Annotated in this window: 15 protein-coding genes; 3 read left to right on the plus strand and 12 right to left on the minus strand. The window is 69.6% G+C overall.

Annotated elements, in window-relative coordinates:
- Positions 1-2: 2 nt before the first annotated feature.
- From topA to MUN76_RS06965, 6 genes are all read right to left on the minus strand, one after another.
- On the minus strand, positions 3-2,828 hold the full coding sequence (topA, locus tag MUN76_RS06940) for a type I DNA topoisomerase (protein WP_244688352.1): 2,826 nt from the start codon (positions 2,826-2,828) through the stop codon (positions 3-5).
- Positions 2,829-2,992: 164 nt separating this feature from the next.
- Positions 2,993-3,787, minus strand: coding sequence for a M23 family metallopeptidase (locus MUN76_RS06945; RefSeq protein ID WP_244688353.1), 795 nt, complete (start codon positions 3,785-3,787; stop codon positions 2,993-2,995).
- 34 nt (positions 3,788-3,821) lie between these two features.
- Complete coding sequence (locus MUN76_RS06950) at positions 3,822-4,202, minus strand: pilus assembly protein (RefSeq protein ID WP_244688354.1); 381 nt, start codon at positions 4,200-4,202, stop codon at positions 3,822-3,824.
- 2 nt (positions 4,203-4,204) lie between these two features.
- On the minus strand, positions 4,205-4,477 hold the full coding sequence (locus tag MUN76_RS15505; protein ID WP_346730410.1) for a DUF4244 domain-containing protein: 273 nt from the start codon (positions 4,475-4,477) through the stop codon (positions 4,205-4,207).
- A gap of 144 nt (positions 4,478-4,621) precedes the next feature.
- Positions 4,622-5,449, minus strand: a complete 828-nt coding sequence (locus tag MUN76_RS06960; protein WP_244688356.1) for a type II secretion system F family protein — start codon at positions 5,447-5,449, stop codon at positions 4,622-4,624.
- Positions 5,450-5,550: 101 nt separating this feature from the next.
- Positions 5,551-6,651 carry an ATPase, T2SS/T4P/T4SS family gene (locus MUN76_RS06965; protein WP_244688357.1) on the minus strand — a complete coding sequence of 367 codons (1,101 nt, stop codon included), beginning with the start codon at positions 6,649-6,651 and terminating at the stop codon, positions 5,551-5,553.
- Between the two features lie 211 nt (positions 6,652-6,862).
- On the opposite strand from MUN76_RS06965, the gene acs reads away from it, so the two are divergent.
- Complete coding sequence (acs, locus tag MUN76_RS06970; RefSeq protein WP_244688358.1) at positions 6,863-8,851, plus strand: acetate--CoA ligase; 1,989 nt, start codon at positions 6,863-6,865, stop codon at positions 8,849-8,851.
- A gap of 84 nt (positions 8,852-8,935) precedes the next feature.
- Here acs and MUN76_RS06975 read toward each other — a convergent pair whose 3' ends face one another.
- Positions 8,936-9,409, minus strand: a complete 474-nt coding sequence (locus MUN76_RS06975) for a RidA family protein (RefSeq protein ID WP_244688359.1) — start codon at positions 9,407-9,409, stop codon at positions 8,936-8,938.
- Positions 9,410-9,411: 2 nt separating this feature from the next.
- Positions 9,412-9,579, minus strand: coding sequence for a Sp36 family protein (sp36, locus tag MUN76_RS06980; protein WP_244688360.1), 168 nt, complete (start codon positions 9,577-9,579; stop codon positions 9,412-9,414).
- A gap of 112 nt (positions 9,580-9,691) precedes the next feature.
- On the opposite strand from sp36, the gene MUN76_RS06985 reads away from it, so the two are divergent.
- Together MUN76_RS06985 and MUN76_RS06990 are read left to right on the plus strand one after the other, a co-directional pair.
- On the plus strand, positions 9,692-12,313 hold the full coding sequence (locus tag MUN76_RS06985) for a transglycosylase domain-containing protein (protein WP_244688361.1): 2,622 nt from the start codon (positions 9,692-9,694) through the stop codon (positions 12,311-12,313).
- An 8-nt stretch (positions 12,314-12,321) separates the two neighbouring features.
- Complete coding sequence (locus MUN76_RS06990; protein WP_244688362.1) at positions 12,322-13,281, plus strand: metallophosphoesterase; 960 nt, start codon at positions 12,322-12,324, stop codon at positions 13,279-13,281.
- A 100-nt stretch (positions 13,282-13,381) separates the two neighbouring features.
- On the opposite strand, the gene MUN76_RS06995 is transcribed toward MUN76_RS06990, so the two are convergent.
- The 4 genes from MUN76_RS06995 to MUN76_RS15535 all read right to left on the minus strand — a co-directional run bounded on the left by MUN76_RS06995 (position 13,382) and on the right by MUN76_RS15535 (position 19,581).
- On the minus strand, positions 13,382-14,446 hold the full coding sequence (locus MUN76_RS06995) for an aspartate-semialdehyde dehydrogenase (RefSeq protein ID WP_244688363.1): 1,065 nt from the start codon (positions 14,444-14,446) through the stop codon (positions 13,382-13,384).
- A 9-nt stretch (positions 14,447-14,455) separates the two neighbouring features.
- Entirely contained in the window at positions 14,456-15,733 is a 1,278-nt protein-coding gene (locus MUN76_RS07000; RefSeq protein WP_244688364.1) for an aspartate kinase, read from the minus strand.
- A gap of 257 nt (positions 15,734-15,990) precedes the next feature.
- Complete coding sequence (recR, locus tag MUN76_RS07005; protein ID WP_244688365.1) at positions 15,991-16,584, minus strand: recombination mediator RecR; 594 nt, start codon at positions 16,582-16,584, stop codon at positions 15,991-15,993.
- Between the two features lie 3 nt (positions 16,585-16,587).
- The gene (locus MUN76_RS15535; RefSeq protein ID WP_283248144.1) at positions 16,588-19,581 is read right to left on the minus strand and encodes a DNA polymerase III subunit gamma and tau; all 2,994 of its coding nucleotides are present in this window, start codon (positions 19,579-19,581) and stop codon (positions 16,588-16,590) included.
- Positions 19,582-19,619: the final 38 nt, after the last annotated feature.

Raw genomic sequence — 19,619 nt, forward strand, 5'->3', positions numbered from 1 at the left:
GCCTACTCGCCGGCGGCTTCGGCGGCCGCCTTCTTCGCGGCGATGGTCGCGGCGCGCTTGGCGGCGGTGGCGGCTTTCTGCTCCGGCGTGCGCTCCGCACGCGGCTTCGCAGCAGCAGCGCTCTTCGCTGCGGGCTTCTTCGCTGCGGGCTTCTTCGCTGCCGGCTTCTTCGTCGCGGCCTTGCGCGCGGGAGCCTTCTTCTTGGCCGGTCCCTTCGCGCGCTTGATCGCGAGCAGCTCGGTGGCCCGCTCGAAGGTGATGTCCTCGACGCTGTCGCCGCGCGGGATCGTGGCGTTCGTCTCGCCGTCCGTGACGTAGGGGCCGAAGCGACCGTCGCGCACCTTGACCGGCTTGCCGCTCACCGGGTCCGCGTCGAACTCCTTCAGCGCAGAGGACGCCTTCCGCGCCCCGTACTTCGGCTGCGCGAGGACCTCGAGCGCACCCGGGAGGTCGATCGAGAAGATCGTGTCCTCACTCGGCAGCGTGCGGGTCTCCGCGCCCTTCTTGAGATACGGGCCGTACCGGCCGTTCTGCGCGGTGATCTCCGTGCCCGATTCCGGATCCACGCCGACCACGCGCGGCAGATCCAGGAGCGCGACGGCGGAGTCCAGCTCGATCGTCGCCGGGTCCATGCTCTTGAACAGTGACGCCGTACGGGGCTTCTGACCCTTCGGCAGTTCCTCGCCCTCGTCCGGCAGCTCGGTGACGTACGGTCCGAAGCGGCCGTTCTTCGCGACGATGCGCTTGCCCGTCGTCGGGTGCAGGCCGACCACGCGGTCCTCGGCCGGCTCGGCGTCCGCGAGCTCGTGGGCCTTTTCAGGGGTGAGCTCGTCCGGCGCCATCCCATCGGGGATGTTCACGCTGCGCGGCTTCAACACGCCGTCCTCGTCGACCTCGCTCTTTTCGTCGAAGACCTCGAGATACGGGCCGTACTTGCCGTTCCGCAGCGAGATCTCGTCGTCGATCTTGATGGTGTTGATCGCGCGGGCGTCGATCTCACCCAGGTTGTCGACGACGCCGCGGAGACCGGGGTGCGAGTCGCTGCCGAAGTAGAACGATCCGAGCCAGGCTCCGCGATCGGCCTCACCGGCCGCGATGCGGTCCAGGTCGTTCTCCATCTCGGCAGTGAAGTCGTAGTTCACGAGTGCGCTGAAGTGCTCCTCGAGCAGGCGGACGACCGAGAAGGCGATCCAGCTGGGGACGAGGGCCTGCCCCTTTTTCGTGACATAGCCGCGATCCATGATGGTGCTGATGATGGCGGCGTAGGTCGAGGGGCGGCCGATGCCGAGCTCCTCCAGCCGCTTCGTGAGGCTCGCCTCGGTGTAGCGCGGCGGCGGGCTGGTCTCGTGCCCCTTCGCCTCCGGCTCGGCGACGTCGAGACGCTGCCCCGCGGTGAGCTGGGGCAACGTGACGTTCTGCTCGGAGTCGCCGCGCTTCTCGTCGCGTCCCTCCTCGTAGGCGAGCAGGAAGCCGGGGAACGTGATGACGGTGCCGCTCGCGGTGAACTCCGCGGCGGTCGGGGCGGCCTGGCCGTCCTCCTGGAGTTCGACGCCCACCGTGACGGTGTCCGTCGACCCCTTGGCGTCGGCCATCTGGCTCGCGACCGTGCGCTTCCAGATCAGCTCGTAGAGCAGGAACTCGCCTCCGGCGAGCTTGCCCTTGAGCGCGCTCGGCCGCTGGAACGTGTCACCGGCCGGACGGATGGCCTCGTGCGCCTCCTGCGCGCCCTTCGACTTGCCGGTGTAGATGCGCGGCTTGTCGGGCAGGGTATTCGCCCCGTACAGCTCCGCCGCCTGCGAGCGCGCCGCAGAGATCGCCTGCTGCGACAGCGTCGGCGAATCGGTACGCATATAGGTGATGTAGCCGTTCTCGTACAGCGACTGCGCGTACGACATCGTCTGGCGCGAGCTGTAGCGGAGCTTGCGCGACGCCTCCTGCTGGAGCGTCGACGTGGTGAACGGTGCCGCGGGTCGCCGGGTGTGCGGCTTCGTCTCGACCGAGCGCACCGTACCCGGGATCTTGCTGGCGAGCAGCCCGGCGAGGTGCTGGGCGCGATCCTTGCCGAGCAGGATCACGCCGGCCTTCGCCGACTTCTCCTTCAAGGCGCCGTCGTCGCCGAAATCGCCTCCGGTGGCGAGTCTCTGGTCGCCCAGCCGCACGAGTTTGGCCTGGAACGCCGTGTCGCCCTCGGGCACAAACGAGGCGATGAGGTCCCAGTACTCCGCCGACCGGAAGGCGAGGCGCTCGCGCTCCCGATCCACGACCAGGCGGGTCGCCGCCGACTGCACGCGACCGGCGGACAACTTGGGCGCGACCTTTCGCCACAGAACCGGAGAGATGTCGTAGCCGTAGAGCCGATCGAGGATCCGGCGGGTCTCCTGGGCGTCGACGAGCGCGGTGTCGAGGTCACGCGTGTTCTGCTTCGCCTGCTCGATCGCCTCCTGCGTGATCTCGTGGAAGACCATCCGGCGCACGGGGACCTTGGGCTTCAGGACCTCCAGCAGGTGCCACGCGATGGCCTCGCCCTCGCGGTCCTCATCAGTTGCGAGCCAGAGTTCGTCGGCGTTCTTCAGCGCGCGCTTGAGTTCGGCGACCGTCTTCTTCTTGTTGTCGTTGACCACGTAGTAGGGGGCGAAGTCGTTCTCGACGTCCACTGCGAACTTGCCGAACGGCCCCTTCTTCAGGTCTGCCGGGAGCTCCGAGGGCTCTGCGAGATCGCGCACGTGGCCGACGGAGGCGATGACCTCGTAGTCGTTGCCGAGGTACGCACCAATCGTCTTCGCCTTGGTCGGCGACTCGACGATGACGAGTTTCTTCGTACCCTTCACGGGTCTCCTTCACGGTCTACGCGCTGCTGCGCGTGTAGCTCTCCGGCTCCTGCGGCCACGGATCCTGAGGTGCCTTGCCGCACCGCGGTCCGCACCGTCACGATACACAGTCTGACATGTAAAAGTCACTCGCTCCTCCACGCCAGGATCCGGCGCCTGCTCTCTCACGGCGGCCCGATGTACTCGAACGGGTCCAGGTCCGGGTGCGCGTTCCCGGGATGCGTCGCCAGCGTGAAGTGCGTGTGGGGGCCCGAGGTGCACCCGCTCATTCCCGACGAGGCGACCTGCTGCCCCGCGACGACCGGGGTGCCCACGGTGATGCCGAGGCGCGACGGCGAGTCGGGAGCGACGTGGTTGTGCGAACTGAAGACGATCGCTCCCGGGAGCTCGTGCCGGATCACCACGGTGGTGTTCGGCCCGTGCCACCAGGACGCTTGGAGCTGGCACACGGGTGGGATCCCGCCGCCGTCAGGTCCGACCGCCACGACCACGCCGGCAAAGGGCGCGAACAGCGCACCGCCGTCGGACGACGCGAGATCGATCGCGAAGCCGTCATGAAACCCCTGTGAGACGCGGCGCACCTCGGACGGCCAGGCCCAGCCGTGTGCGTCGACCGGCGCCGCAGTGCCCGCCGACCGTGCCGGCATTCCCGCTGCGTGAGCGGTCGCGCGAGCCGAGACCATCGGGGCGCCCACGCTCGCCGTGATGCGCGCGTCCACGGCGAGGGCATTCACCGAGCATTCCAGAATCTGCGCGCGCATGGACGCGGCGACCGCTGCGGCTGCATCGCAGGGATCCAGGTCGTTCCACCCGCCGACCGCGTCGGCTGCGGCGAGCGCCGCGGCATCGGCCACCGCTCCGGCGCGATGTCGGGCCTCCAGGTGCTGCGCCGCGGCGATGACGGGTACCCCGAGGCAGATCGCTACCGCCGCGCACGCAACGAGAGGTACGCCGCTCACCGTGCACCCCAACCGGTTCGCCGGCACTGCGCGGTCACTCGGCGCCTCCGGTTCGAACCGCGCAGCTCCGGGCGGAGACGCCGACACCCGAGAGGATGCCGCGTGCGGGGTGCGACGTGAGCGTGACGCAGTGCAGCGGACCCAGGGCCTCGCGTGCGACGTCGATGTCCGATCCGACCCGCTCGAGGAGCTGCGCGGATGCCCCCTCGTCGGCCCGCGCTTCCAGGCGGGCGATCTCCCCGCTCAGCGACACCAGGGTCAGTCGGTGCGCGGCGAGCATGATCCCGCTGATCACAACCCCGAGCACGATGAGCACGGCCGGAAGCACCACTGCGAACTCAGCAGTGACCGTGCCGCGGTCGCTGGTGAACACCTCGGACCAGCGCCGCACCGGCAGCCATCGCGAGGGCTCCACGACTACCCGCCGCTCCCCAGCGCGTTTTCGACGAGCGTGACGAGCATCTCGCGGATCTGCTCCGACCGAACGATCGCCACGAGCACCCCGGCGAACGCGACGGCAGCCATGATGATGATCGCATACTCCGCCGTCACGGCACCGCGTTCATCTTGCACAACCCGCCGCACGCTCCGCGCGCCGCGGAGGAGGACATGGCCAGCCTGCCGCAGTTCCGGCAGCATTCTCTGCATCCCGGTGCGCCGACCTCCGACCTGGGTTCGACCCGTGTTCATCTGATCTCCTTTCTTCACGCACGGACCCGGCTGCTGCCGGTGGAACCATGCTGGCTGATGGGGCCATCCCTCGACGCCGGAACAGTGAAGTGTGGATGGTCTGCGTGCGGGACCGCTCACGCGGAGCGGTGTGAGCGAAGGTCGTCACGTGGCTCCCCCGCCGAGCATGCTGATGACCACCGGCACCACACCCGTCACCATGAAAGACGGCAGCACGCACGCCCCGAGCGGTCCGAGAACCCGCACACCGAGTCGCTCGGCAGACCGCTCCAGCTCCGCCAGGCTTCGCGTGCGCTCCGCACGCGCCGCCTCGAGCAGCGCGGGGCGCACCGCGACGCCCAGGCGCTCGACGCGGCGGAGCGTTACCTGGATGTCCGCGTCCCGGAGGAAGTCGTCGAAGGGAACCCAGCGCACCTCGAAGCGATCCACGGCGCAGACGACGCCGCGAACGGCCTCGTCCGGCCGGCGCCCGGACCCGAGCGCGATCCAGAGCAGGTCGTAGGCGCCGCCGACGACGCGGTCCTCCCCGACCGCGCTGCGAAGCAACCAACGCGCCCACACCGCCCCGGCCGCGAGGAGCGAGCCGCCCGCCGTCAGCAGCACCGCGCCGAGCGGGCTGAGCAGGACCGGGGTCGGATCGAACCCGAGCAGCCAGCCGAGTCCGAGCACGAGCAGCGGCAGCCCGAGCACGAGCCGGACCGTCGCGCGCGGCCCCGCCAGCAGCACACTCTGCCGCTCCTGCACGGCAGTCCGGGCCCGCAGCGCGGCGGCGATCCGGTCGAGCGCCGAGGCCAATGGTGCGCCCGTCTCCTCCGCGAGCGACCATGCGGCCGCTACGAACCGCCACTCCGGTCGCGCGGCCCCGGCGATCGCCTCGGCGATCGGCGCACCGGCGGCGACCTGTTCGCCGATACCGTCGACCGCCAAGCCCGGGCCGAACACCGCCGCGGGCGGAACACCCCCTCGGAGCATCGCCGCGCACCGAGAGAGTACGGCAGCAGTGTCCTCCGACCCGGGTGACGCCACGCGCCATATCGGGAGCGCGCGCAGCCATCGCCGGATCCGTGTCCGCATCAGAGACGCAGTCGATCGATCGCCAGTGCGCCGGTTGAGGCCAGGCGCAGACTCCCGAGCGACGACACTCGGTAACCTCCCGGCCCTGCGACCAGGTGCACGACCACATGCAGCGCCGACACTGCCTGCCGGGCCAGCGCGGTGCGATCGAGCCCGGCGAGGGACCCCAGCGCTTCGAGTCTCGCGGGTACGTCCTCCAGCCGGCTGGCGTGGAGGGTGCCGGCCCCGCCGTCGTGGCCGGTGTTGAGTGCCGACATGAGGGTCACGATCTCCGGGCCTCGGCACTCGCCGAGCACAATGCGATCCGGGCGCATACGCAGTGCCTCGCGCAGCAGACGGTCGAGGGACACGGCGCCCACGCCCTCGGCGCTCGCCACGCGGGCCTCCAACGCCACCGTGTGCGGATGACTGAGACGGAGCTCCGCCACATCCTCGATGGTCACAATGCGCTCCTCGGGGCTCACCAGGTCGAGGAGGGCCGCGAGGAGGGTCGTTTTCCCGCTGCCCGTTCCGCCGGTGATCAGCAGGTTCCGGCGAGTCGCCACGAGGAGCCGCAAGCGATCCGCGACCGCGGCACCGCAGAGCCCGCCGCGCACGAGCGTCGCGAAGTCCGTCGGGGCGGATCGTGGCACCCGCACGGACACCGCCGCCCCCTCGACCGCCACCGGCGGCAGCACGGCGTGGACGCGGATCCCGCTCCCCAATCGCACATCCGCGCAGGGGTGCAGCTCGTCGAGGTGCCGGCCGCCGGCGGCGATCAGCTCCGTCGCCATCCGCCGGAGCGCCTCCGGGGCCGCCTCCCACCCGGGTACGGCACGGAGTGCACCGCCGCGGTCGACCCACAGTCGTGCGACGCCGCCCCGCACCTGCACGAGCAGGTCCCGGAGTTCCGGGTCGTCGAGCAGCGGGAGGAGGCCTCCGAAGGCGCGGCGAGCGGCGATGCTGAGCGCGGCGGTCCGGGTCGGAGGCGACTCTTCACGGTCATCGGGTGCCCGGACTTCGGCCTCACGATCATCGGGCGCTCGATCATCGGGATCGAGAAACGCGGGCAGCATCGCGCGGCGACGGGGCGGAGCCCGGAGGCGGGAGGAGTCGATCATGAAACCGAGCCAATCAGAGGCTCGTCGCACCGGAGAGAGGATCGGCGAACTGTGGAGAACCGCAGACTCTGCGACGAGGCGCACGTCGTGTGGACGGGGATCACGGCGACGCTATACGCTGACAGAAAGGCGGAAGCCCCGTGATCCTGCCCCTGCAGCAGCGGCGCGAGGCCGACGCGCACACCCCTCGACTGATCGGATAATGACGTCCATGACTGAGCAGCACGGCACGATTGAGAGTCACCCCCTGCACCAGGGCGAAGCGGCTGAAACGTTCCCCCCGACACCGGAGTTCCGGGCTGCGGCGAATCTGCAGGATTCGTCGGTGTACTGGCGTGCGGCGCAGGATCCGGAAGCGTACTGGGCGGAGCGGGCGCGGGACCTGCGCTGGACGAAGCCGTTCACCGAGGTGCTCGACTGGTCGAACCCGCCGTTCGCGAAGTGGTTCGCCGACGGTGAGTTGAACGTCGCCGCCAACTGCCTCGATCGGCACGTCGCCGCGGGGCTCGGGGACCGGGTCGCGATCCACTTCGAGGGCGAGCCGGGCGACACCCGGTCACTGACGTACGCGGAGCTCACGCACGAGGTGAAGCGAGCCGCGAACATGCTGACGAGTCTCGGGGTGACGGCCGGGGATCGGGTCGCGATCTACATGCCGATGATTCCGGAGGCCGTGATCGCGATGCTCGCAGTCGTGCGGCTCGGGGCGGCGCACTCGGTCGTGTTCGGCGGGTTCAGCGCGGAGAGCCTGCGCGCCCGGATCGACGACGCCGAAGCCGAGCTCGTCATCACGGCCGACGGCGGCTACCGCAAGGGCCGCGTGTCGGCACTGAAGCCCACCGTCGACGACGCCCTCGCCCTCCACGGCGGCGGCAGCACGGTGCAGAACGTACTCGTGGTGCAGCGCACCGACCAGGGCGTCGAGATGCAGTCGGGCCGCGACCTGTGGTGGCACGAGGAGATCACGGCGTACGACGATCAGCACGAGGCGCGCGGGTTCCCCGCTGAGAACCCGCTGTTCATCCTCTACACCTCCGGCACCACGGGAAAGCCCAAGGGGATCCTGCACACCTCGGGCGGGTACCTGACGCAGGTGAGCGCCACGCACCGCGACGTGTTCGACCTGAAGCCCGAGACGGATGTCTACTGGTGCACCGCCGACGTCGGCTGGATCACCGGCCACAGCTACGTCGTGTACGGACCGCTCGCCAACGGCGCCACGCAGGTCATCTACGAGGGCACCCCGGAGACCCCGGACTGGGGCCGCTGGTGGAGCATCATCCAGAAGTACGGCGTCTCGATCTTCTACACCGCACCGACCGCGATCCGGGCGTGCATGAAGGTCGGTCGCCAGGTGCCCGAGCAGTACGACCTCTCGAGCATTCGGGTGCTCGGCAGCGTCGGCGAGCCGATCAATCCCGAGGCGTGGCGCTGGTACCGCGAAGTCATCGGCGCCGGCACCGCCCCGATCGTCGATACCTGGTGGCAGACCGAGACCGGGGCGATCATGATCTCCCCGCTGCCGGGCCTCACGAGCCTGAAGCCCGGCAGCGCGCAGGTGCCGCAGCCCGGGATCGACGTGAGCATCGTGAACGACGCCGGCGAGCGCGTGGATCGCGGCCAGGGCGGCCTCCTCACGGTGCGGCGGCCGTGGCCGAGCATGGTGCGCGGGATCTGGGGAGATCCGGATCGCTTCGTCGACACCTACTGGTCGAAATTCGGCGACCAGTACTTCGCGGGCGACGGAGCGCGTGTCGACGACGACGGCGACATCTGGCTCCTCGGCCGAGTCGACGACGTCATGAACGTCTCCGGGCACCGCCTCTCGACCGCCGAGATCGAGTCCGCCCTCGTCGAGCACCACGCCGTCGCCGAGTCCGCGGTCGTCGGCGCTGACGACGAGACCACCGGCCAGGCCGTCGTGGCGTTCGTGATCCTGAAGTCGCAGCAGCAGCTCCTCACTCCTGAGGAGGCCGAGCAGGAACTCAAGAAGCACGTCGCCGCCCAGATCGGGGCCATCGCGCGCCCCCGCCAGGTCTTCGTCGTCACCGAGCTCCCCAAGACCCGCTCGGGCAAGATCATGCGCCGCCTCCTGAAGGACGCCGCCGAGGGCCGCGAGATCGGCGACACCACGACCCTCGCCGACACCTCGGTCATGCAGACCATCTCGGACCGTGTCCGCAGCGAGAAGGGCCTGTAGCGCCCGTCGCGAGACAGCCGTGCAACGCTGAAGGGCGGGTCGGGATCCCAGGATCCTGACCCGCCCTTCAGCGTTGGGACGTGGTTAGTCCTCGACCTTGAACACGAACTCGACCTCGACCGGAGCGTCGAGCGGCAGCACCGTGACGCCGACCGCGGACCGCACGTGGATGCCGAGATCCCCGAACACCCGGCCGAGGAATACCGACGCACCGTTCGCGACCGCGGGCTGGCCGGTGAACGACGGATCGGAGGCGATGAACGCCGTCACCTTGACGACCTGCGTGATCTTGTCGAGCGAGCCGAGCACACCCCGCGCGGCCGCGAGCCCGTTGAGCGCGCACAGCATCGCGAGCTCCTGAGCGTATTCGGGCGACACGAGCCCCTCGCCCTCACCGACCTTGCCGGTCGACGGGAGCGCGCCATCGACGAAGGGGAGCTGCCCCGCCGTGTAGACGTAGTTGCCGTCGCGCAGCGCCGGGACGTAGGCGGCGACCGCGGCGGCCACCTCGGGGATCTCGTAGCCGAGCTCCCGCAGACGATCTTCGATGACGGACATGGTCAAGCCTTCCTCTTCAGATATGCGACATTGCCGCCGGCCGGTCCCTCGATGATCTGCACGAGTTCCCATCCCTGCGCACCCCAGTTGTTCAGGATCTGAGCCTCGTTGTGCAGCAGCAGCGGGGTCACGAAGTACTCCCAGCGCGGGACTTCGGTGGATTCACTCACGTGCGGATCTCCCTCGGGTTGATGGCGTAGCGACGAACCGGCAGCGCCGACCGGAGCGTGTCCGGGGGCCGCCATGCTGAATTGTCAGCAACATTCGCTTACCCTAGATCCTATGACCCCACAGACATCCAAGTCTTCGCGCGTTCGCACGGTGAAGCCGCGCAGCGCAGGTGGAGCCCTCGGTGGCATCGTCGGAGCCGTGGCCATGTGCGCCGTGGCCGGTGTGCTCATCACCGCCGCAGTCACCCCGGTCGTCGCGCTGAGCGGCGTCGCGGCGAACTCCGCGGTCGATATCTTCGAGAACCTCCCGGATCACCTCGACCCGGGCCAGCTGGCCGAGCCGTCGACGATCTACGCGACGGCCGCGGACTCGACGGTGTACGAGGTCGCGACGTTCTACGACCAGGACCGTGAGATGGTCGGCTGGGACGACATCTCCCAGTTCGCGAAGGACGCCACGGTCGCGGAGGAGGATCCGCGCTTCTACACCCACGGTGGTGTGGACGTGCTCGCAACGGGCCGTGCGGCACTGCAGAACGCGGCCGGCACCGGATTCTCGGGCGCCTCGACCGTGACGATGCAGTACGTCCGCAACGTGCTCGTGCAGGAGGCCATGGCGATCCCCGATGAGGAGGAGCGCAAGGTCGCGTACGAGAACGCGATGCGACAGGACATCGATCGCAAGCTCAAGGAGATGAAGTACGCGATCAGCATCGAGAAGCGCTTCTCGAAGGACGAGATCCTGCTCGGGTACCTGAACATCGCGCTCTTCGGTCGCCAGATCTACGGCATCGAATCCGCCGCGCAGTACTACTGGGGTAAGTCCGCCAAGGATCTGACGCTCGCGGAGGCCGCGAGCCTCATCGCGACGGTGAACAACCCCGGCAAGCTCCAGGTCGACGTGCCGGAGAACATCCCGGCGAACCAGGAGCGCCGCGACAAGATCCTGAACAGCATGCTGACGCACGGCAAGATCACCCAGGCGCAGTTCGACGAGGCCGTCGCCACGCCGATCGAGCCCGTCATCACCCCCCGGGTCGCCGGCTGCAACATCGCCGAGCAGAATCTCGGCCTCGGCCACTTCTGCGACTACGTGCTCCGCTACATCAAACAGGATCCGAACTTCGGTGAGACGCCGGCCGAGCGCGAGTTCAAGTTCAGCCGCGGCGGCTACAAGATCTTCACGACGATCGACCTCGACATGCAGGCAGCCGGCATCCTGTCGATGCAGGAGAACGTGCCCGCGCTCATGGACGGCATCGACATCGGCGCCGCGAGTGTGAGCACCCAGGTCGGCACCGGTCGAGTGCTGGCGATGGTGCAGAACCGGCCGTTCAACAACGCGGAGGATTTCCTCGCGTCGAACCCGGGCTACACCACCATCAACTACAACACGGACTACGAGTACGGCGGCTCGAACGGCTTCCAGGTCGGCTCGACGTTCAAGCCCATCACGCTCGCGGAGTGGATCCGCACGGGCCACTCCGTCCGCGACATCGTCAACGTCAACGGACGCAACGTGCAGGAGAACACCTTCCGCGCGGGCTGCATGGCCGACGGCGTCTACGGCTTCGGCAACTTCACGTTCTCGAACGACAACCTCGGCACGAAGGGCAACCAGTCCGTACTGACGGCGATCGCGCAGTCGGTCAATGGTGGCCTCGTGTCGATGCAGCAAAAGATGGACCTCTGCGAGACCTTCGACACGGCAAAGAAGCTCGGCATCCACCGCGCGTCCCCGCAGACGAACCAGGATCTCCCGACGTACGGCACGACCGACCTGTCGATGGTGCCGTCGAACGTCTACGGCGGCATCGACGAGATCGCACCGATCACCATGTCGGCCGCCTACGCTGCGTTCGCCGGCGACGGCACGGTGTGCACGCCGGTCCCGATCGACTCGATCCTCGACACGAACGACGAGCCGGTCCCGTTCACGAAGAGCTCCTGTTCGCAGGGCATCGCACCGGAGGTCGCCGCCGGTGTGGCGTACGCGCTCGAGTACACCGTGAACAGCGGTCTCGCGACGCACGCACGATCCCCGTACGGAGTACCGCACCTCGCGAAGACCGGTACCACCGATGACGTCGTCGACAACTGGACCGTCGGCGCCAGCTCCACCGTGTCCACGGCGACCTGGGTCGGCAACGCCGGTCCGATCCAGCTGTGGGACGGCTCGTGGGGCCGCGTGTCCACCATGGGCTTCGGCGGCATTCAGAGCGCGGACACCCGGATCTGGCCGGCCATGATGAACGTGGCGGATCAGAAGTACGGCGGAACGGCCTTCCCCGAGCCGTCTGCGGCGGCCGTCCAGATGACCATGGTCGACGTGCCCGATGTGAAGGGCCAGTCGTTCGAAGAGGCGTCCGCGGCGCTCACCGGACTCGGGTTCGCCGTCACCGACGGCGGCGAGGTCGACTCGTCCGTGGCCAAGGGTCGCGTCGCGAGCACCGACCCTGCGGGCGGGTCTCAGGCCGGCCTCGGATCCGGCATCACCATCTACCGCAGCAACGGCGAAGCCGCAGCGGTTCCCGACGGTCTCGTCGGAGCCACCGGAAACGAAGCGAAGGCCACGTTGAACGGTGCCGGATTCTCCGCTGTCGACTTCACGTGCGCGACGGGCGACAAACCCGACCCGAAGAAGCACACCGTGGTGTCGGTCAATCCGGCGAGCGGGGCCGAGGCTCGGGTGAGCAGTCAGATCACGCTCTCCCTCGATTGCAGCAAGGACTGATCGCGCCGATGGGGAACTCCTCACGCCGCGCTGCGGTCGCCCTCGGGGCGGCCGCAGCGGGCGTCGCGGTCTGGTCCACGTTGATCGAGCGGCGGCTCTTCACGGTCCGCCGGCACACGCTGCCGGTCCTGCCCGCCGATGCCGCGCCGATCCGCGTTCTGCAGCTCTCAGACCTGCACCTCGCGCCCTGGCAGACGAACAAGATCAACTGGGTGCGTTCGCTCGCCGATCTCCGGCCGGACCTGGTGGTGCTGACCGGGGATCTCATGGGACACCTGCAGGCGCGCCACGCGCTCTTGCAGGCGCTGCAGCCGCTCCTGTCCGAGACCCCGGCCGTGTTCGTGCACGGTTCGAACGACTACTACGGACCGATCTGGAAGAACCCGGTGAAGTACGTGCTCGAGCCGAGCCGGTCCAGCACGCGCGAGCCGGACATCGACAATGTCGCACTCACCCGCGGCCTCGAGCAGCTCGGCGCCATCGACCTCAACAACTCCGCGATCGCGCTCACCGTGCGCGGCACGAAGCTGGAACTGCTCGGGCTCAACGATCCGCACATCCGCTACGACGATGCGGACGCGATGCGGGAGGCGCTGGCCGCGCTGCCCTCGGATTCGACCGGCGCTGCCGGCGACGGATCGACGGGGGGCGCACCCGCACCCCTGCGCATCGGTGTGGTGCACGCCCCGTACCAGGAGCCGCTCGGCGCCCTGCTGAGCGAGGGAACCGACCTCCTGCTCGCGGGACACACGCACGGTGGCCAGGTGCGCGTTCCGGGCGTCGGGGCGCTCACCTCCAACTGCGATCTCCCCACGTCGCAGGCTCGCGGTCTGAGCGTCTGGTACGACGCGCACCGGGCGGCGTTCTTGAACGTGAGCGCGGGCCTCGGCAATTCGATCTACGCACCCGTGCGCTTCTGCTGCCGCCCCGAGGCGTCGCTCCTGACCCTCGAGTCCGCACAGTCCTGAGGCGCCCGGCAGGCCGCACAGGTCCCGTGACGGGTCCTGAACGCACGTGAGGCCCGGGATCCGTTCGGGATCCCGGGCCTCACGTCGATCGTGCTGGGCGCTAGGCGGCGACGAGCTTGCGTGCCGCAACGAGCTCCGCGATCTGCACGGCGTTCAGCGCGGCACCCTTGCGGAGGTTGTCGTTCGAGATGAACAGCACGAGCCCGCGGCCCTCGGGCGCGGACTGGTCCTCGCGGATGCGGCCGACGAAACTCGGATCCTGGCCAGCGGCCTCGAGCGGCGTCGGAACGTCGCTCAGCTGGACGCCAGGCGCGTCTGCGAGCACCTCGCGCGCGCGGTCGGCGCTGATGGGGCGTGCGAACTCGGCGTTGATCGACAGCGAGTGGCCGGTGAAGACCGGGACGCGCACGCAGGTGCCTGCGACCCGCAGCTCCGGCAGCTCGAGGATCTTGCGGCTCTCGTTGCGGAGCTTCTTCTCCTCGTCGGTCTCGCCCTGGCCGTCGTCGACGATGGATCCGGCGAGCGGCAGCACGTCGAACGCGATGGTCTTCGTGTAGACCTGCGGTGCGGGGAAGTCGATCGCGGAGCCATCGTGGACGAGCCGCTCCAGGTCGCCGCTCTCCACGGCCGCGATCGCCTGCCCGGCGAGCTCCGTGGCACCGACGAGACCGGATCCCGACACCGCCTGGAAGGTGGTGACGACGAGCCGCTCGAGACCCGCCTCGGTGTCGAGCACCTTCATCGCGGGCATGGCGGCCATCGTGGTGCAGTTGGGGTTCGCGATGATGCCCTTGACGGCCTCGTCGATCGCGTGCGGGTTGACCTCGCTCACGACGAGGGGCACCTCGGGATCGAGGCGCCACGCGCTGGAGTTGTCGATGACGATCGCGCCCGCACCGGCGAACTTCTCGGCGTAGGCCTTCGAGGCCGCTCCACCCGCGGAGAAGAGCGCGATATCGATGCCCGCGGGATCGGCGGTCTCGACGTCTTCGACGACGATCGCCTGTCCGCGGAAGTCGATGGTCGTGCCCGCCGAGCGTGCGCTCGAGAAGAGGCGCAGCGTCGAGATCGGGAAGTCGCGCTCGTCGAGGAGGCGGCGCATCACGGCGCCGACCTGACCGGTGGCGCCGACGACGGCGACGGAGAGTCCCTGCTGTTCAGTCATGTGTGTTCCCTATCGGCCGGTGCCGGCGTAGATCGTTGCTTCGGTGTCGGCGTCGAGGCCGAATGCGGTGTGCAGCACGCGCACGGCCTTGTCCATGAGGTCCGCGCGGGTGACGACGGAGATCCGGATCTCGGAGGTCGAGATCATCTCGATGTTGATGTCGGCCTCGAAGAGCGTGCGGAAGAGCTTCGCCGATACCCCGGTGCTCGTGCGCATGCCGGCGCCGACGACGGCGACCTTGGCGATCTGGTCGTCGTACTGCAGGCTCTCGAACTCGAGCGACTCGCGTTCGGCCTCGAGCGCCTCGATCACGCGTCGGCCCTCGCCGAGCGGCACGGTGAACGAGATGTCGGTGCGGTTGGTGTTCGCGGCCGAGACGTTCTGCACGATCATGTCGATGTTCGCGTGCGTCTTCGCGACGATCTCGAAGATCTCGGCGGCCTTGCCGGGAACGTCCGGCACGCCGCCGACGGTGATCTTCGCCTCGCTCTTCTCCGCGGCGATACCCGTGATGACTGGCTCTTCCACCTGTTCTCCCTTCGGATGCCCCTTGGCGGGGTCGTAGACGATCGTGCCCTGCTCGTTCGAGAACGAGGAACGGACGTGCAGCACCACTCCGTGGCGGCGGGCGTACTCGACGGCGCGCAGGTGCAGCACCTTGGCCCCGGACGCCGCGAGCTCGAGCATCTCCTCGGCCGTGATCGAGTCGATCTTGCGGGCGAGCGGCACGATGCGCGGGTCGGTCGTGAAGATGCCGTCGACGTCGGTGTAGATCTCGCAGACGTCGGCCCCGAGGGCTGCGGCGAGGGCGACAGCCGTGGTGTCGGATCCGCCGCGACCGAGCGTCGTGATGTCGCGGGAATCCCGACTGAAGCCCTGGAACCCGGCGACGATGGCGATCGCGCCCTGATCAAGTGCCTCGCGGACCCGGCCCGGCGTGACGTCGACGATCTTCGCGGAGCCGTGCTCGGCGGTCGTGATCATGCCGGCCTGGCTGCCGGTGAAGGAGAGCGCCTCGATCCCCATGCCCTTGATGGTCATGGCGAGGAGCGCCATGGAGATGCGCTCGCCCGCGGTGAGGAGCATGTCGAGCTCGCGCGGCGCCGGGATCGGCGTGCACTCGGCTGCGAGGTCGAGGAGTTCGTCGGTGGTGTCGCCCATGGCGCTGACGGCGACGACCACGTCGTTTCCGGCACGACGGGTCTCGACGATCCGCTTCGCGACGCGCTTGACGCTCTCCGCGTCGGCGACTGATGAACCCCCGAATTTCTGCACGATCAACGCCACGCGGGTTCCTCCTCAGTTTTATGCCAAGGGCCAGTCTATCGGAACGCGCATGCGTGTGACGGCGTCGGTCAGGGAGTGTGCGACGCTCGCCGCTCCGGTGGTCGACACTCCCGGTGGAGATCTCACACATGCAGGAGCCGATCCCGCGGTTCGATCCTGCATTCGTGAGATCTCCGCCGTGAATGGCGCAGGGCCGCACCGATGTCCGGAGCGACCGCGGGCCGCACCGATGTCCGGAGCGAGCCCGGGGAGACCCGCTAGACCTGGCGACGACCTTCGAAGGCCCGGCCGAGGGTGACCTCGTCGGCGAATTCGAGGTCTCCGCCGACGGGAAGCCCGGACGCGAGCCGCGAGACCGGCACCTCGATGCTCGTGAGGAGCCGCGACAGGTAGGCGGCGGTGGCCTCCCCCTCGAGGTTCGGGTCGGTGGCGAGGATCACTTCCTGCACCTCTCCGGACGCGAGGCGCTGCATGAGCTGCGGGATGCTGAGGTCGTCGGGTCCGATGCCGTCGATGGGACTGATGGCGCCGCCGAGCACGTGGTAGAGCCCGCGGAACTGCCTGGTCCGCTCGATGGCGACCACGTCCTTCGGTTCTTCGACGACGCAGATGAGGGTGTCGTCGCGCCGCGGATCGCGGCAGATCGCGCACCGCTCCTGCTCCGTGATGTTGCCGCAGACCTCGCAGAACCGCACGCGCTCGCGCACGTCCGTGAGCAGCTCGGCCAGGCGGGTGACATCGAAGTTCTGCGTCTGCAGGATGTGGAAGGCGATGCGCTGCGCCGACTTCGGGCCGATCCCGGGCAGGCGACCGAACTCGTCGATGAGATCTTGGATGATGCCGTCGTACATGGGCTAGCCTTCCAGCCGAGGGGGGAGCGGGCGCTCCTCGATGAATCGTGCGCCCAGGACCTCGCGCACGACCGCCTCCCCGTACCGGGTGAAGGCGGGCGCAATGCGGGGTGAGGGAGTGTCGCGTTCCGCTGCATCGCCGTCGCGGGCGAGCCGGGATGCGGAGGGGGCCGCAGGAGCGGGCTCAGAAGCGGAAGCGGGCTCGGGCGCTGGTACGTGCGCCGGAGCCGGTCCGCGTGCCGGTGCGATCTCAGGCGAAGACGTCGGTACAGACGCTGGCGCTGGCGCTGGTGCCGACATCCGAGCTGATGCAGGAGTCACCGAGGCTCCGCTGTCGTACGGGTCTCCCCCGGCATAGGGATCGCCTTCACCGTACGGGTCGTCGGCAGGCTCGACGTAGTCCCCGACGCTCGGGTCGGGTCGGGTCGTCTCGAGCGGGCCAGGGGCTTCGTCAGCCGGATCGTTGCCGTTCGACGCCGCGTCGTTCGGCACAGCATCGTTCGAGGTCCCGGATTCGGGGCCCGCGGCTTGCTGCGCGGACACCGGTGCGGGCTGCGACGCGGACTGCAACGCGGGCTCCGGCTCATCACCTGACTCGGGTGCCGACGAGGAGTGCGGAGATTCCGGGGCGGCCTCCGGGTCAGCAGCATCCTCCGACGCAGCAGTGTCCTCCGCCGCTCCAGCCTCCGCCGCGACGCCCTCCGGCGGGGCCGGCGGTGGATCCGCCCAGGCGGGAGCCGCGAGCGCCGGGCCGAGTGCGCTCAGCCGGGCGGCTGCGCGCTGGACGGGGTCGTCGTGCGAGGATGAACCCGCTGGATGGGGCTCCTCTGCGTCGGCGGCACCGGGCTGCGCTTCTCGCGCCCCAGCCTGGGGCGGCCCGTCCGAGCCGGCCTCGGGCAAGCGCTTCGGCACGTACTTCACGCTGATGCCGACCGCGGAGAGGATCGTCTCCCGCAGCGGCCCGGCGCCCGCGGCCTTGAATGCCGCGAGGTCGGACTGCGAGGCGAGGCCGATCGTGAGCACATCGCCGTCGAGCCCCATCGGGGTGATCGGCCGCACCGCGTTCCATGCCTCCCGATCGCGCTCGAGGATCTCCTCGAGCAGGTCGGGCCAGAGCTCGAGGAGGTCCTCGAGGCCGGACTCGGCCGCCGGTTCTTCGGAGCCGGAAGCGTCGGACTGCTCCGGAGAGCCCGGGGCGCCCTGCTCGCGCGGATCCGGGGAACCCGCACTCGGCGCAGCGGCGCCCGGGCCGTCGGAGTTCGGAGCAGCGGGAGCCGGGGACGGCGACGCTGCGGGCGACGCTGCGGAGGCCGCGTCTGCGGGGGCCGGCGCTGCGGGTGCCGGAGTCGCGGACGCCGCCGACTCCGTGCCGATGCTGGCGATCTGCGACGAGCTCAGGATGTCTGAGATGGGTCGGCCGAACCCGGCCGCGCCCTCGTTCGGATGCGGTGCCGCGCCCGAGCCCGGCGCAGGGGCGGATCGCTGTGCGGAGCCGGGGTCGGACGCAGGTGCGGCGGCCGTGGGCTCGGACCCCGTTGCCGCCGGCTCGTCGCGCAGGAATTCGCGGATCGACGCCGCGGTCTGGGCCGCGTTCGGAGCGCTCGGTTGCGGAGTGCCCGCGTTCGGAGTGCCCTGCTGCGGCGCGCTCGGCGAAGCGGCCGGCTCCGGGTCGGTCACCGCACTGCGTGCCGCCGCGAGTGCCGCCAGTGGATCGTGCGCCGGGCGCTCGGGTGCAGCAGCGGGTGCCTGGGCAGGACGAGCGGGGGGCCGGGGTGCGCCTGCGGTCGGCGCAGCGGCGCCCGCACTGGTCGCGGCAGAACCCGATGCGTTCTGCTCCTGAGCGACGTGCCCAGCGGCGCCCCCACTGGTCGCGGGAACACGCGAAGCGTGCTCCTCCGACGCGACCAGTGCCCTCGCAATCATGAGTTCGAGCTGCAGACGCGGGGCCGTGGCGCCCGCCATCTTGTCGAGGCCGGCACTCACCGTGTCGGCGATCCGCGACAGCTCGCCGCGCGCGAACGACTGCGACTGGGCGAACATGCGGGTGAGCTGATCCTGCGGCACCCCGCGGAAGACCGCGGCGGCCCCGTCGACGGTCGTGGCGCTGACCACGATCAGGTCGCGGAGACGCTCCAGCAGGTCCTCGACGAACCGCCGCGGATCCTGTCCGGTCTGCACGACCCGATCCGTGGCGCGGAACGCTCCCGCCGCATCGTGGGCGCCGAGCGCGACCACCACGTCGTCGAGCAGCTCGGCGTGCGTGAATCCCAGGAGTCCCGCGGCGCGCTCGGCGGTGACGAGGCTGCCTACGGACCCCGCGATCAGCTGGTCGAGGATCGACAGCGTGTCACGCACCGACCCGCCGCCCGAGCGCACGACGAGCGGGAGCACACCCGGCTCGACCTGCACGCTCTCGCTGTCGCAGAGCGCCTGCACGTAGTCGATCAGTGTGCCGGGTGCGATCAGCCGGAACGGGTAGTGGTGCGTGCGCGATCGAATCGTGCCGATCACCTTGTCGGGCTCCGTCGTGGCGAAGATGAACTTCACGTGCGGCGGCGGCTCCTCCACGATCTTCAGCAGTGCGTTGAACCCGCCGGGCGTCACCATGTGCGCCTCGTCGATGATGAAGATCTTGAACCGGTCGCGTGCGGGGGCGAACACCGCGCGCTCGCGGAGATCGCGCGCGTCGTCGACGCCGCCGTGGCTGGCCGCGTCGATCTCGACGACGTCGAGTGAGCCGCCGCCGTCGCGGCTGAGCTCGACGCAGCTCGGGCAGGTGCCGCAGGGGGTGTCGGTGGGGCCCTCCGCGCAGTTCAGGCAGCGCGCCAGGATGCGCGCGGACGTGGTCTTGCCGCAGCCGCGCGGCCCGCTGAACAGGTAGGCGTGGCCGATCCGGCCCGTGCGGAGCGCCGTCATCAGCGGCTCCGTCACCTGGGACTGGCCGATCATCTCGGCGAAGGCTTCTGGCCGATAACGGCGATACAGTGCGGCAACCACGGACCCATGCTACCGGGGGCCTCCGACATTCACCGGAG

The sequence above is a fragment of the Leucobacter rhizosphaerae genome (assembly GCF_022919175.1).
GTDB classification, from domain to species: domain Bacteria; phylum Actinomycetota; class Actinomycetes; order Actinomycetales; family Microbacteriaceae; genus Leucobacter; species Leucobacter rhizosphaerae.

What these genes read in the sequence shown, in the direction of transcription:
- MUN76_RS15505 (WP_346730410.1), bottom strand. Translation starts at nt 4,477, where the DNA reads ATGAACACGGGTCGAACCCAGGTCGGAGGTCGGCGCACCGGGATGCAG.
- MUN76_RS06960 (WP_244688356.1), bottom strand. Translation starts at nt 5,449, where the DNA reads ATGCTCCGAGGGGGTGTTCCGCCCGCGGCGGTGTTCGGCCCGGGCTTG.
- MUN76_RS06965 (WP_244688357.1), bottom strand. Translation starts at nt 6,651, where the DNA reads ATGATCGACTCCTCCCGCCTCCGGGCTCCGCCCCGTCGCCGCGCGATG.
- acs (WP_244688358.1), top strand. Translation starts at nt 6,863, where the DNA reads ATGACTGAGCAGCACGGCACGATTGAGAGTCACCCCCTGCACCAGGGC.
- MUN76_RS06975 (WP_244688359.1), bottom strand. Translation starts at nt 9,409, where the DNA reads ATGTCCGTCATCGAAGATCGTCTGCGGGAGCTCGGCTACGAGATCCCC.
- MUN76_RS06985 (WP_244688361.1), top strand. Translation starts at nt 9,692, where the DNA reads ATGACCCCACAGACATCCAAGTCTTCGCGCGTTCGCACGGTGAAGCCG.
- MUN76_RS06990 (WP_244688362.1), top strand. Translation starts at nt 12,322, where the DNA reads ATGGGGAACTCCTCACGCCGCGCTGCGGTCGCCCTCGGGGCGGCCGCA.
- MUN76_RS06995 (WP_244688363.1), bottom strand. Translation starts at nt 14,446, where the DNA reads ATGACTGAACAGCAGGGACTCTCCGTCGCCGTCGTCGGCGCCACCGGT.
- recR (WP_244688365.1), bottom strand. Translation starts at nt 16,584, where the DNA reads ATGTACGACGGCATCATCCAAGATCTCATCGACGAGTTCGGTCGCCTG.